Genomic DNA, 12,808 nt, shown 5'->3' with positions numbered 1-12,808 from the left:
GATGCTCAGGCGTGACGGATAATGTCGAGGGCGCGGCGCGCAAACGGCCGCGCCAGATGGCTGACCTCGGCAGCATTGGCACCGGCCGCAGACCCCGCTTGCGCACGATCGGCGATGCCCACGAAAATGACGGCAAAGCGAAACAGCGCAAAGGCGAGGTGGAACGTGCCGAAACTGCCATCGGTCGCGCCGCCCGCGAAATAGCGCGTAACAAATTCTGCCTGCTCTGGAATGCCAAGCTTCGCGTGGTCAAGACCGAGGATGCCGGCATATTCATCCGGTCCCGTATGCCATGGCATGCAACAGAATCCGAGATCGGCCAGCGGATGCCCAAGCGTTGACAGCTCCCAGTCCAGCACCCCGACGACGCGGGGTTCGCTGGGGTGGATGATGAGATTGCCGAGACGGAAATCGCCGTGCGCGATGGCGACGCGACCGTCATCTGGCGGCAGGTGATCCGGCAGCCATGCGACCAGGGCGTCCAGCTCCGGGATGTCGCGGCTGGGTGAGCTTGCCCATTGGCGGGACCAGCGCGCGATCTGACGCTCGAAGTAATTGCCAGGACGTCCGTAGTCCCCGAGGCCTACGGATGCCGGGTCAACGCGATGCAGCGCGGCCAGCGTTTCCGCCATGCTGAGGTAGATCGCCCGCCGCTCGGAAGGGGCCAGGCCAGGCAGGGCGCAGTCATGAAAGACACGCCCCTCCAGCCGCTCCATGACGTAAAAGGGTGTGCCCAGAACGTCTGTTTGGGCGTGATACAACAAGGCCCGAGGCACAGGCACCTCGGTCTCCGCCAGTGCCGTCAGGACACGATATTCGCGGTCTATGGCATGCGCCGAGGGCAGGATCGGCCCCTCGGGTTTCTTTCGCAACACCAGACGGCGATCGGAGAAAGTCACGAAAAACGTCGGGTTCGATTGGCCACCGGCAATGCGGTCGAGCGCCATCGGACCGCTCACGCCAAGACGCTCGACCAAAAAGCTCCTGAGCCGGTCGGCATCGATCTCCGTCATAGCGAACTCACCAGATGGCCACCGTCCACGGTGATGGTCGCGCCCGTCATGTAGCGCGACGCATCGCTCGCCAGCAGCAGCAGCGGACCATCGAGATCCTCCGGCGCGCCGAGGCGACGTTGGGGAATGCGGGCGATCATCGCCTTCCCCGCATCGCTTGCGAAGAAGTCACGATTGAGATCCGTCGCGATATAGCCCGGTGCCAGGGCGTTGACCCGGATACCGAAGCGGGCGAGTTCCAGCGCCATGGCCTGGGTGAGTTGCACAAGCCCCGCCTTCGACACCGCATAGGCCGAAACATGACCCGCGACGCGAAACCCGAGGATCGACGCGACATTGATAATCGCACCTTGCCTCTTCTCCGTCCTCACGTGGCGCGCAAAGGCGCGTGACACCAGCCAGGCGCCCTTGAGATTGGTATCCAGCACGCGATCCCAATCCTTTTCCTCAAGATCGAGACTGGAGGCTGACACCGCAACGCCGGAGTTGTTGACCAGGATCGAGATAGGGCCGAAGGCTTCGGCCTCGGCGAAAGCCGCCACGACCGAATTGGCGTCGGTCACGTCCATCACCACGGCCATTGCCCGCACGCCACTTTCCTGCAATGTCGCAACGGCTTCGGCTAGCTTATCGCCGCGTCGGGCCGCGAGCACGATGGCGGCGCCGGCATGCCCGAGGACGCCGGCGAAATGCCGCCCGAGGCCGCCCGAAGCGCCGGTCACCAAGGCCGTGTCACCGCGCAAACTGAAGCCTTGATCGGTCATTCGGAAGCGAGCCTGACATCGAAGGCAGCCGTCGTCTTGGCATTGATCTCGTCAAGCCCCACACCGGGTGCGAGCTCCACCAGATCCAACCTGCCCCCGCGTTCGGCAAAGCGGAATACGGCGAGGTCCGTGATGACGAGGTCAACCACCTTGGCACCCGTCAACGGCAAGGTGCAATTCGGAACGAGCTTCGGCGCGCCGGACTTCTCGACATGATCCATCAACACCGTGACGCGCTTGACCCCGGCCACGAGATCCATTGCACCTCCCATACCTTTGACCATCTTGCCCGGCACCATCCAATTGGCGAGATCTCCCGTCTCGGATACCTGCATGGCACCGAGAATAGACAGGTCCATATGCCCGCCGCGGATCATCGCGAAGCTATCGGCGCTTGATACGTAGCTCGTCATGGGGATTTCACTGACGGTCTGTTTGCCGGCGTTGATGACATCGGCATCGACCTCATCCTCGTAGGGAAAAGGGCCCATGCCGAGCATGCCGTTTTCGCTTTGAAGAGTGACCGTCAGATCCGCCGCGATCCAGTTGGCGACCAGCGTCGGGATGCCAATGCCCAGATTGACATAGAAACCGTCGCGAATTTCGCCTGCGGCGCGATGCGCCATCTCCTCCCGCGTCCAGGCCATCAGGCAATGACCTCCAGACTCGGGCGGGGCCGGGTGGTTCGCCGCTCAATCCGCTTCTCGTAGGACTGTCCTTGCACGATCCGATCGACATAGATCCCCGGCGTATGGACATGATCAGGGTCGAGCATGCCAGGGCAGACGATCTCCTCAACCTCGGCGATGGTCACGGTGCCAGCCGTCGCCATCATCGGATTGAAATTTCGCGCTGTCTTGCGATAGATGAGATTACCCTCCGGGTCGGCCTTCCATGCCTTGACGAGAGATAGGTCTGCGACGAGTGCCGTCTCCATCACATAATCCTGTCCCTTGAAGCGCCGCACTTCTTTGCCATCCGCGACCATCGTGCCGACGCCGGTTTTGGTGAAGAAAGCCGGAATGCCGGCGCCTCCGGCGCGGATGCGCTCCGCGAGCGTTCCCTGCGGATTGAACTCTAGCTCCAGCTTTCCGGCCAGATAGAGTTGCTCAAACAGCTTGTTTTCACCAACATAGGAACTGATCATCCGGCTAATCTGACCGCTGGCGAGAAGAATACCGAGACCAAAGTCATCGACACCACAATTGTTCGAAATAAAGGTGAGGTTGCGTGCGCCACTCAACCTTACTGCCTCAATCAAAGTCTCTGGAATACCGCACAGGCCGAACCCGCCCGCCATGAGGGTCATGCCGTCTCGCAGAAGGCCCGTTACGGCACTCACGGCGTCGGGACAGGTCTTCATTCGCATCGTCATACGACTCCTGAAACCGGCGTGAAGGTCTGGGCCGTGGCCAATTGCTCGATCCGATGAATCGCCCGACCGATATCCGCCTGAGTGACAGGCCAGGCGACATTGGCAAGATGCGGCGCCGTCATCGTCAGCCGGGCGATATCGTCTATCTCCGTATCGGTCGCATTTGCCATGCCCAGTTCCGCCAGTCGGATTGGCAGGTCGATGCTCTGCAGAAAAGCCATGACATCGGCGATAAAGGGGGCTGACCGGTCCTCCGCCGCCAACTGAACCAGCGTGCCATAGGCGATCTGGTTGCCGTGCATCGCGACCTTCGCGCCCCGCGCCACCACCAGCCCGCGGGTCAGCGAATGCGCGATCGACAGGCCGCCATTTTCAAAGCCCAGTCCACTCATCAAGATAACCGCCTCAATCGTTGCTTCTACATCATCGGTGAGGATGCCGGCGGTGACCGCGAGGAGGGCCGCCGCCGCGTGATCGCGGAGCGTTGCGTAGCAGGCATCCGCGATGGCGATGGCTGTCATCAGTGGACGCGAACCGAAGGGCGTGTTTCCTGTGCCATTCCGGCAGCCATGTGCCTCGAATTTCTTGGCGATCGCGTCGCCAATGCCCGCGCGCAGGAAATGCGTCGGAGCATTAGCAATCACGCGCGTATCCACGACCACCAGATCCGGGCTGCGCGGCATCCGGTCAACAGCAATCATGACGTGATGCGCATCGTACATAGCGATGGCGGCGCTGGTGGGCGAGTCATTGGACGCGATGGTCGGCACAGTCACCATGGGAAGCGCCAGTTGCACGGCGACACTTTTGGCGGCATCCAGCGCCTTGCCGCCGCCCACGCCCACGACGACCGAGAGCGCGGAACCATTTGTTCGCGCAACGAGCGCATCGATCGCAGCGTAGGTGATCTCTCCACCAAAAGGCAGCAGCATCGGGGTCAATCCAGCAGACAGCATCGTGTATGCCAAACGATCCTGCAGGACAGACACAAGAAATTGATCGATGACGATCAGAGGCGTGGCTCCATACGCCTTGATGAGGCCACCAAGCGCGTCAATGGCATCCGGTCCTTGAACGTAGCGATGGGGCGATCCGAAGATGCGCATCCCTGGCGGCGTTTCCAGCCTCATCACATCCGGCCTTCTCAATGCGGGGGAAGTTCGTCGAGCGGATAGGCATCGCTCGGTGCGCCCCAAGAACAATAGCCGCCATCGACGGGAAGTGTAATAGCGGTGATGAAGGCCGCGCGGTCGGAGGCCAAAAACAACATCGCTTCCGCGATATGCTCGGCGCGGCCGAGTTTGCCCATCGGCGTGCGGCGCCGGATGCGGTCGCCATCAACCTTGCCCTCGTCGATCAGCCTCTGCAAAAGTGGCGTGAGCATATAGCCCGGTGCGACAGCATTCACGCGGATTCCGTACGGCGCCCACTCGCAGCCGAGCACCTGCGTCAGCATCCCGATCCCGGCCTTGGCGGCGCTATAGGCGGTTCGCACCGGCAGACCGAGGATGCCTGCGATCGAATTCAGGTTCAGGATCACCCCGGCCTTCCGTTCGATCATGTGTGGCGCGACGGTCTTCGATACCAGATAGGTGCCGGTGAGATGGATATCGATGAGCCGCTGCCAATGCGTAAGCGTCTGATCGACTGTCGCGACGAAAGCGTCGGGAACACCCGCATTGTTGACCAGGATATCGATGCGACCATAGCAAGCCATGGTCGCCGCGACCATCGCCGCAACCGACGCCTCATCCGCTACATCGCCGGCGACCGCGAGATGGTCCGGCCCCAATGACAGTGCCGCGGCCTCCGCGGCCTCCGCGCGTACGTCGTTGATGACGATCAGGGCACCCTCGCGCGCGAAGAGGCGTGCCGTTTCCAGCCCGAGGCCACTACCAGCTCCCGTAATCAGAGCGACCCTGCCTGCAAGTTCCGCCATTACCGGTTATCCACGATGGCGCGGACGAAACGTGGCAGATCGACTTCGTATTTCGCTTCCAGATATTCCTGTGATCCGCACTCGAAGAAGCTATCTACAAGTCCGATCTTGATGAGCGGCTTGACGAGCCCGGCATCATACAGCGCCTCCACGACCAGACTCGCCAGGCCGCCGGTCGTCTTGTGGTTCTCGGCGACGATCAGCCGATCGAAGCGGCGTGCGAAGGCCAGCACACCGTCCCGGTCGAAGGGCTTGATCGTGCCGACATGCAGCACCGCTGCGTCGATGCCCTGGGCTGCTGCGATGTTCGCCGCATCCCGCGCGCGCATCGACATATAGCCGCAGGAGATGATGCCCACTCCACTGCCCTCACGCAGGACCTTGGCCTTCCCCAACTCGAATCGGTAGTCGTCACTAAGTTCGACCGGTACTTTACCGCGAAGATTGCGCACATAGACCGTTCCAGGAATATCCGCCACGGCGCGCACCACTTGCTTCAACTCAGTCGCGTCACAGGGATCGATGATGGTCAGATCGGCGATCCCGCGCATCATATTGAGATCCTCGGTCGCCTGATGGGTCGCGCCATAACCGTTGACCAGTCCAGGCATGCCGGCGAAAATCTTCACATTCGCCTTGGAATGCGCGCAGGCGATGGCGACGAAGTCATAGGCCCGGCGCGTGATAAACACCGAGTAGGTGGTGCAATAGGCGATCTTGCCGACCTTGGAGAGGCCGGCGGCGATCATGATCAGATCCTGCTCCGCCATGCCAACATTGAAGAAGCGATCTGGAAAGGCGTCGCGGAAGGGCAGGATGTCGCTGTAGCGACCCATATCAGCGGTGAGCCCGACGATCTCCGGCCGTTCCTTGGCGAGAGCGGCGAGGCTGGTGCCGAAGGGCGCCACCTCTGTCGTCTTGCCCGCAACATCGATCAGCTCGCCCATGCCGCGTGTGCGGCCGGTCAAGGTCTCTGTGGCGTCAGCCATGGTGAATCTCCAGCTCGGCCTTGAGTTCGTCCCATTCGTCATTCGCGACGCGCACGAAATGCGCCCGATCCCGCCGCTCAAGCGTCGGCACGCCCTTTCCTGGTATTGTCCGCAACACGATTGCTTTGGGCTTGCCGTTGGGCGTTCGAGCATTGGCCAATGCCGTCACCAAGGCCTGCATGTCGTTGCCGTCGATCTCCACCGCTTCCCAGCCGAAGGCGGTGAATTTGTCGGCGACGGGATCGATCATCACGGTGACCGGGCCATCTGCCTGGATGCCATTGCAATCGATGATGGCGACGAGACTATCGAGCTTGAAGGTGGCGGCGCCCATTGCGGCTTCCCAGGTGGAGCCTTCCTGCAACTCGCCGTCCGACAATTCGTTGAAGACGCGCGCGGGTGATCCATCGAGCCGCAATCCGATCGCCATGCCGACCGACTGGCCGAGCCCGTGGCCGAGCGAGCCGCCGACCATCTCGACACCTGGCGTGTCATCGAACGTGCTCATGGGAAGAGAGGATCCATTGAGACCATAGCTTGCGAGTTCTGTTACCGGCAGATAGCCGGCCTCGGCGAGAACCGCATACATCGCGATTGCATAATGGCCGGTCGATAGTACAAAGCGGTCGCGGTCCTTCCAGTCCGGCGCATCAGGATCATAACGCAACTCGTGGAAGTACAACGCGGCGAGGCAATCGGCGATGCCGAGCCCTTGCGCAATATAGCCCTCCCCCTTGCCACTCGCCATGTTCAGCATGAGGCGGCGCAGATTGAGAGCGCGCTCCTTGAGCCGGCCGATATCGGGATGTTCGGGGGGATGATTGCGCGACATCATGGTAATCGTAAGGTCCTTGATATAAAGGCGGATCAGGCTTGGTGAGCGAGACGCAAGCCGGGGCGATCCCAGGGCATGGAGACAACACGGCCGCTTGATGACAGCGTCACGAAGGTTGTCTTCAAGTCGGCACCGCCAAAGCAGATATTGGTGGTATAGGGATCGGGTGTCTCGATACGCTGCACCAGGGCACCGCTTGGCGACACGACATCCAGGCCGCCGATGCGTAGGGATGCAATGACAATATTCCCCTCGGCCTCGACCGCGAGGGAATCGTAACGGTGAAAGCCCGGCAAGCCGCAGACGAGATCGCCGCCTGTGGGTGATGGCCAAGCCGCCTTGCCGATGACGCCGGGCGACAGGACTGGATAGGACCACAGCCGGCCGGACGATGTTTCGGCAACATAAAGCGTCCGACCGTCTGGAGAGAGGCCGATGCCATTCGGGCCGATCAGCGGAAAGGCCATCTCAGCAATGTGGCCGCCGTCCACGCGCGCATAGTAGACACTGCCGAATTCCAATTGGCGGTCACGGCGGTGGCCATGATCCGTGAACCAGAAGCCGCCGTGCTGATCGAAGACGATGTCATTGGGCGCCGACAGCGCGCGCCCGGCACAGCGATCATACAGAACCTCCACCTTGCCGGTTTCCAGATCAATCCGCTCGATCCGGCCGCCCGTGTTGTCGGGTGCTTTGGCAACGGGGCGGCGAACACCGCTCTCAGTGTGCCAGGTGAAGCCGCCATTGTTGCAGACATAGAGCCGGCCGTCGGGCCCAAGCGCCGCGCCATTTGGGCCGCCACCAGGCGCGGCGAGCGCGCGACGGCCACGGCTGTCGATATGGGTGATAACGCCACGGCCAATCTCGACGACCAAAAGAGTGCCATCCGGTAGCACGACAGGGCCTTCGGGAAAGGCCAGCCCTTCGGCGATGACGGTGAACTCCGTCATGACAGGACAACTTCGAGATTGAGGCCGAGCGCCTGCGCCAGCTGCGGCAGGTCATGCACCACGCAGTCAGCGCCGAGCACCGACATTTCGGTCGCCGTATAGAAGCCGTAGGTCACGGCGATGGCGCGCGTTCCTGCGGCCTGCGCGGAAATGACGTCATGAGGGCCGTCCCCCACATAGACGGCGTCGGCGGCCCGCGCGCCCGCACGCTCAAGCCCCAGCAAAATGGGCGCCGGATGCGGCTTGCGTTCCACCGTGTCCTCCGCAGTCACGATCGCTCTGAAGGCGCGCACATCGATGCCGGCGCGATCGAGATCGATCAAGGTTCGTGCAAGGCCCTTGTTGGTAACAAGGCTCGGGATGCGATCGGCCGCGATGATCGCCGCGATCAGCTCCCGCGCACCGTCGAAAAGAATGAGCATGGCCGCGGCCTCGGGATAATGCCGTTGATAGGCCTCAAGGCAGGTGGCCACCCGGTCGGGCGTCACAAGGCCGAAAACCTCGGCGGGCCGCATCGCATAGAAAATATGCGGGTCGATATTGGCCGGTGGAAACACACGCCGCAGTACGGTCTTGAAAACATGGCGATAGCAGGCCTCGACCGCCTTGCGGCTGTCGATCAGCGTTCCGTCGAGATCGAAGATGACATGCTTTGAGAGGATGGTCGCCATCACGAGGGGTTCCTGCCGGCCGCACGTTCAAGGCAAGCGGCGCGCGCTGCCCATGCCGGGACGAGGGCCTCTCGAATATCTCGGAAAAGAGGGAAGGCAGCGGCATAGCGCGCCGCCAGGGCCGGATCCGGCCGCACTGTCTCGACAACGCGTACCAGGCGGGTTGCCGCGTCCTCAAGCGAGGAATAGAGGCCCGCAGCATGACCTGCCAATAAGGCTACGCCGAGGGCGCCGGTCTCTTCCGCTTCCGGCACAACCAACTCGCGGTCCATTGCAGCGGCGCAAATGTCACGCCAGAGCCGGCTGCGGGCGCCGCCACCTGTGATCCGAATCTCATCTACCGGTGCGCCGATCGCGCCATAGCAATCGACCATGGACAAGGCCACACCTTCCATGACGCCGCGCAGCAGCATCATCGGGGTTGTATCGAGGCCGAGGCCCATAATGCTGCCACGCGCGGCCGGTTCATGGCGTGGTGCAGTCATCCCCGAGGTGTTCAAATAGGGATGAAAGAGCAACCCGCCCGGCAGGGGCGGCAACGCCCGCGCCTCCGTCTCGATCCTGTCGAACAGGCGTGTGCTGACAAAGCCGGAGAATTCACGGCGACCGAATGCCTCGACAACCCAATCGATGCAGATGGAGCCGCCGCCGGTGTTGGACATCAGGCGCTGCCAACGTCCCTGCGGCATCAGGAACAGAAAGCCGACACCGCGTGGCTCCATTACCGGGCGATCGACCGTCAGGTTGTTCATGAAGCTGGTTCCAATGACCGTCACCGCTTGACCCGGCAACAAAGCGCCCACCCCGATCGCGGCGGCGACGGCATCCCCGGCGCCGGTCGCCACGGGAGTGCCCTCAACAAGGCCGGTTTCGGCGGCGGCTTGCGCGGTGACGCGCCCGACCGACGCACCGGTGGGCAGCACCGGCGGGATGAGGCCGGACTTCCCCGAAAGGCCGCAGAGATCGAATACAACCTCCGACACCCGACGCTCCCGAATATCGCAGGGAAAAAACGAAAGGTCCGACTCATCAGTCGCGATTTCGCCCGTCAGGCGAAAGTTGACATAGTCCTTCGCGCAGAAAACCCGGTGGATACGGCGGAACAGATCCGGGCGATGACGCTGCATCCAGGCGAGAAGCACAATCGGCATGCCTGGAATCAGCGCGTTCCCTGAAATATCATAGACCTTGCCGACGATCCCGCTCTCCTGCCAGCGCTGCAGCATCTCGGCCGCACGACCGTCTGGCCAGGCGATCGCGCGCTCGAAAGGCATGCCGTCGCGGTCGAGCGCCCAGAGGCCGCCCATATGGCCACTGACGCCGACCGCAGCGATGGCAGTGGCGGGCAAGCCGGACTCGGCGATCGCGGCGCGGATTGCCAGGGCAACGCCGTCCCAGGTGAGAGCCGTGTCTTCCTCATGCCAGTCGGGATGGGGTCGGAACGACGGCGTCGCACGCCGCGACATGCCCAGAACGCGCCCGTCATCGGCATCGAAGACGACAGCCTTGGTCGTCGTTGTGCCCTTGTCGATCCCGAGGAGCGCCTTCATGCGGCGACGCGCTCCGGCGGCAGATGTGTCAGCGCATCCCGCTGGGGCGAGAAGCCTAGATAGATCCGGCGCAAATCCTGATAGAGGGCGAACCAGCCGTCATAGATCGGGGCAGTATCCGCGTTGGGCTCGAAGCGCGATACGGCACCCGAGGTCAGTTCGGTTGCTTCCTCCACACTTGACCAGACACCGACAGCGACACCGGCCAGAATGGCAGCGCCGAGCGCACCCGATTCGCCCACCGCGCTCACCGCGATGGGAATGCCGCAGACATCCGCAAACATCTGCGCCCAAAAGCGGCTCTGGGCACCGCCGCCCGTGAGCGTGATCGTGGATGGTCGGCAATCCATCGCCTCGAAGCAATCCCGCGTCGCGAAGCAGAGCGATTCGTAGACGGCGCGCAGAAGATGCCCCTGGTCGGTATGGGTGCTGAGGCCGAAGAAGGTGCCGCGCGCCAGCGTGTCGTGAACGGGCGCCAGAACACCGCTGCTATTGATATAGGGTAGCAGAATGACGCCGCCGGCACCCGGCGGCGCGGCACCTGCAAGACGTTCCATCTCCGCATAGTCGCGTCTTCCGTCCGGCAATGTCGGGCCGCCGAAACGATCCAGATACCAGTCTAAGACGATCGTGCCGGAGGTATTCGGGAGGATCCGGAGGTATTGCGCATCCGGCATCGCGAACAGGAAACCCACGCCTTCCGGCTCACGACTCGGATGATCGATCACCAGGGCATTGAGGCAGCTCGTGCCGAGCACGGTCATCGCCGCGCCCGGCGCCACGGCGCCGACGCCGACCGCATTGGCGCAGGCATCGCCCAGCCCGCAGATAACGGGTGTGCCCGCGCGCAGGCCCGTCTCCAGCGCCGCTTGCGTCGTCACCGCCCCCGCGATGTCGCCGGAGGGTTGCACGGGCGGCAGCGCGCCGACCCATTCGGCCGCGCCGCAAAGGTCCAGAATGCGGGAGGAAAAAGTCCGGTGATCGATGTCGCCGGGTACGAAACTGACGTCCGAAGGCTCCGTCGCCACCGCGCCGGTCAGGCGAAGCCGCAGGTAATCCTTGGCGCAAAAGACCGAGGTGGCCCTTGATCGCACATCGGGCTCATGCAAGCTCAACCAGCCGAGCAGCAAGGCGGTGACACCGGGCATTAACCCGTTGCCGCCGATAGTGAAAATTTCGGAGAGATGGCCCGCATCCTTCAGGCGCAGCAGCACGTCCTGTGCGCGCCCATCGGGCCAGCAGATGGCATTGCGCACCGCGCGCCCGTCGGCATCAATGATCCAGGCGCCCCCCATGTGGCCCGCAACGCCGATCGCGCCGATCGCGCTGCCGGGGATGCTCGCCACAGCGAGTGCGCCACGGATGACACGGCAACAGGCGGACCACGTCGCCTCAGGGTCTTCCTCATGCCAGTCGGGTGCGGGTCGCAGAACCACGACGCGCTCCTGCGCCATGCCGCATTCCCGTCCCCCCACATCGAAGACCACGGCCTTGATGACCGAGGTTCCTTTATCGATGCCAAGCAGATAGGCCGTCACGCAACCTGCGCCCGGATCGCCGCGAGCTCCTCACCAGCGCCCCGGCTGGCAAAGCGGCGCGTCATTCTGCTCTCATCATCGAAGAGGAACAGGGCATCGTCCGGAATGAACACGCGCACCGGCTCGTCAATGTCGAAAAGCCGAAGGTCGGGCGTCAGACATTGAATGGTCTGGTCGCCGATTTGCATAGTGACGAGCTGCGCATCCCCGAGTTGCTCGGTCACATAGACCTGGCCCGCTACCAGCAAACCGTCTCCGCCGAACTGCGCGTCGTTCATCCTGAGCACCGTCACCCCGCTGGGGCGGGCGCCCACTACCGCCGTGCGCCGGTCACCGCTGACATAGCGCTCCAGGCTGCGTGGCAGCTGAGCCAGCTGCCCACCCAGCCGGCCGGCGATGTGGGTGCCATGATCGACGCAAGAGTCGATGGTCACCACATTCATCGAGTGGAGGCCGAAGAACTGGGCGACGAAGGCATTGACCGGTCGATTGTGGATCTCGTCCGCGCTGCCGACCTGCTGCAGAACGCCGTCCCGCATCACGGCGAGACGATCCGTCATCGTCATCGCCTCGATCGGGTCATGGGTGACGATTACCGAGGTCGTGCCGAGGGCGCGCTGCAAGCGCTTCAGCTCTCCGCGTAGCCGGGCGCGCAGCATCGTATCCAAATGAGCGATCGGTTCATCAAGGCAAAGCAAATTCGGATCGCGCACCAGCGCCCGCGCGATGGCCACGCGCTGCTGTTGGCCGCCCGACATTTGTGAGGCGCGGCGATCCAGCAGAGTGCCGATGTTGAGCAGACTTGCGACCTCCGCCACTTTGCGATCGATCGCATCGCGGGACATGCGGCGAACCCGCAACGGGTAGCTGATGTTCTGCCGCGCACTCATATGCGGATAAAGCGCGTTCTGCTCAAATACCATCGCCACATTGCGCTCCTGCGGCGTCTTGTTCTGCACCGGCACGCCGTCGAACAGGATCGTGCCGTCTGTTGGCCGCTCAAGACCCACAAGCATGCGCAGAACAGAGGTCTTGCCCGAGCCCGAGGGGCCGAGCAGGCCGAAGAACTCCCCGTCCTCGATATGAATGTTGACATCCTGCACGGCGTGAACCGAGGGACCGAACCATTTGTTTATGTGATCAAGCGTAACGGATGCCATGATATTCGTCCTGCTCCGCGCTCA

Annotated in this window: 13 protein-coding genes; all 13 read right to left on the bottom strand. The window is 62.9% G+C overall.

Annotated features, from left to right (window positions below; all coding sequences use genetic code 11):
• Positions 1-5: 5 nt before the first annotated feature.
• Genes QP803_RS01735 through QP803_RS01675 form a run of 13 tightly spaced genes read right to left on the bottom strand, consistent with a single transcriptional unit; the run spans position 6 to position 12,784 of the window.
• A complete protein-coding gene (locus QP803_RS01735; protein ID WP_284945959.1) occupies positions 6-1,013 on the bottom strand; it encodes a phosphotransferase family protein in 1,008 nt (335 codons plus the stop codon).
• Complete coding sequence (locus QP803_RS01730) at positions 1,010-1,777, bottom strand: SDR family NAD(P)-dependent oxidoreductase (RefSeq protein ID WP_284945958.1); 768 nt, start codon at positions 1,775-1,777, stop codon at positions 1,010-1,012. The genes QP803_RS01735 and QP803_RS01730 overlap by 4 nt, the downstream gene beginning before the upstream one ends.
• Positions 1,774-2,424, bottom strand: a complete 651-nt coding sequence (locus QP803_RS01725; RefSeq protein WP_284945957.1) for a 3-oxoacid CoA-transferase subunit B — start codon at positions 2,422-2,424, stop codon at positions 1,774-1,776. The genes QP803_RS01730 and QP803_RS01725 overlap by 4 nt, the downstream gene beginning before the upstream one ends.
• On the bottom strand, positions 2,424-3,140 hold the full coding sequence (locus QP803_RS01720) for a CoA transferase subunit A (RefSeq protein WP_434082879.1): 717 nt from the start codon (positions 3,138-3,140) through the stop codon (positions 2,424-2,426). The genes QP803_RS01725 and QP803_RS01720 overlap by 1 nt, the downstream gene beginning before the upstream one ends.
• Before the next feature lie 8 nt (positions 3,141-3,148).
• A complete protein-coding gene (locus QP803_RS01715; protein ID WP_284945956.1) occupies positions 3,149-4,348 on the bottom strand; it encodes a glycerol dehydrogenase in 1,200 nt (399 codons plus the stop codon).
• Positions 4,297-5,091 (bottom strand): SDR family NAD(P)-dependent oxidoreductase, encoded by a 795-nt coding sequence (locus tag QP803_RS01710; RefSeq protein ID WP_284945955.1) that lies wholly within the window; start codon positions 5,089-5,091, stop codon positions 4,297-4,299. The genes QP803_RS01715 and QP803_RS01710 overlap by 52 nt, the downstream gene beginning before the upstream one ends.
• On the bottom strand, positions 5,091-6,080 hold the full coding sequence (locus QP803_RS01705; protein ID WP_284945954.1) for a transketolase family protein: 990 nt from the start codon (positions 6,078-6,080) through the stop codon (positions 5,091-5,093). The genes QP803_RS01710 and QP803_RS01705 overlap by 1 nt, the downstream gene beginning before the upstream one ends.
• Positions 6,073-6,915, bottom strand: a complete 843-nt coding sequence (locus tag QP803_RS01700; protein ID WP_284945953.1) for a transketolase — start codon at positions 6,913-6,915, stop codon at positions 6,073-6,075. The genes QP803_RS01705 and QP803_RS01700 overlap by 8 nt, the downstream gene beginning before the upstream one ends.
• Before the next feature lie 32 nt (positions 6,916-6,947).
• Positions 6,948-7,865, bottom strand: a complete 918-nt coding sequence (locus tag QP803_RS01695) for an SMP-30/gluconolactonase/LRE family protein (RefSeq protein ID WP_284945952.1) — start codon at positions 7,863-7,865, stop codon at positions 6,948-6,950.
• Positions 7,862-8,536 carry an HAD family hydrolase gene (locus tag QP803_RS01690; protein WP_284945951.1) on the bottom strand — a complete coding sequence of 225 codons (675 nt, stop codon included), beginning with the start codon at positions 8,534-8,536 and terminating at the stop codon, positions 7,862-7,864. Before QP803_RS01690 ends, QP803_RS01695 begins: the two co-directional genes overlap by 4 nt.
• Positions 8,536-10,086 carry an FGGY-family carbohydrate kinase gene (locus tag QP803_RS01685; RefSeq protein ID WP_284945950.1) on the bottom strand — a complete coding sequence of 517 codons (1,551 nt, stop codon included), beginning with the start codon at positions 10,084-10,086 and terminating at the stop codon, positions 8,536-8,538. The genes QP803_RS01690 and QP803_RS01685 overlap by 1 nt, the downstream gene beginning before the upstream one ends.
• Positions 10,083-11,624: an FGGY-family carbohydrate kinase gene (locus tag QP803_RS01680; protein ID WP_284945949.1), complete on the bottom strand. Its 1,542-nt coding sequence runs from the start codon at positions 11,622-11,624 to the stop codon at positions 10,083-10,085. The genes QP803_RS01685 and QP803_RS01680 overlap by 4 nt, the downstream gene beginning before the upstream one ends.
• Positions 11,621-12,784, bottom strand: coding sequence for an ABC transporter ATP-binding protein (locus tag QP803_RS01675; RefSeq protein ID WP_284945948.1), 1,164 nt, complete (start codon positions 12,782-12,784; stop codon positions 11,621-11,623). Before QP803_RS01675 ends, QP803_RS01680 begins: the two co-directional genes overlap by 4 nt.
• Positions 12,785-12,808: the final 24 nt, after the last annotated feature.

Origin of the sequence: Acidisoma sp. PAMC 29798, assembly GCF_030252425.1 — a bacterium.
Taxonomy (GTDB): domain Bacteria; phylum Pseudomonadota; class Alphaproteobacteria; order Acetobacterales; family Acetobacteraceae; genus Acidisoma; species Acidisoma cladoniae.
Note: the sequence above shows the minus strand (reverse complement) of the source record. Positions and strands in the feature narration are given on the sequence as shown.